Origin of the sequence: Synechococcus sp. R6-5, from assembly GCF_047461775.1 — a bacterium.
Classification (GTDB): domain Bacteria; phylum Cyanobacteriota; class Cyanobacteriia; order Thermostichales; family Thermostichaceae; genus Thermostichus.
Genome location: NZ_JANSHV010000393.1, coordinates 1 through 593, shown reverse-complemented (window position 1 = coordinate 593; position 593 = coordinate 1). Strand labels below are relative to the sequence as shown.

General features: G+C 59.2%; 1 protein-coding gene. It reads left to right on the top strand.

What is annotated here, in order from left to right:
• Nucleotides 1-21: 21 nt before the first annotated feature.
• Nucleotides 22-593 (top strand): hypothetical protein (locus NW818_RS13940; RefSeq protein WP_414424897.1); only part of this gene is annotated, 572 nt, incomplete at its 3' end.

Below are 593 nucleotides of genomic sequence, written 5' to 3'. Positions count from 1 at the left end.
GGGGGAAGGTAATCGGGTACAATGCTTCAGATGAATCATAATCGTCTCTATCGCGATGTCGCATATGCTCTGGTTGCAGCGCTCTGCGCCCTGCTGGCGATGAGTATCGCTCATGCGTCCGTCTGGCCCCTGGTTATCGATATCGGTGGGCGCGATGCACGCTTTGCGCATGGCTTCCACGACCCGGAAACCGATGTCGATGCAGCGATACGCTTCCGCTGGAGCGATGGCGACTCGACGATTGCCCTGCCACGACCACCGGCGTTGAGTCCATCGACTCTGACGCTTCGACTGCCCAACGGTCGCCCAGCTGATATGCCGTCTCCCCACATCACACTAACGATCAATGGTGGCGAACTGACATCGTTCGTCGTACCCGACTACCGTCCTCGCCGCTACCATCTCATCATTCCACCCGATGAACACCTCAACTGGGCGCTACGGATCGGGATGATCAGTGACACGATCAGCACGCCGACCGATGCGCGTGCACTGGGAGTGGTTGTCGACTCTGTTACGTTGACGCCGGTGAGAGCGCCGGTGACCCTTCCGTCGCTGTGGACAGCGATCTGCGCTCTGATGATTGGCGCTCT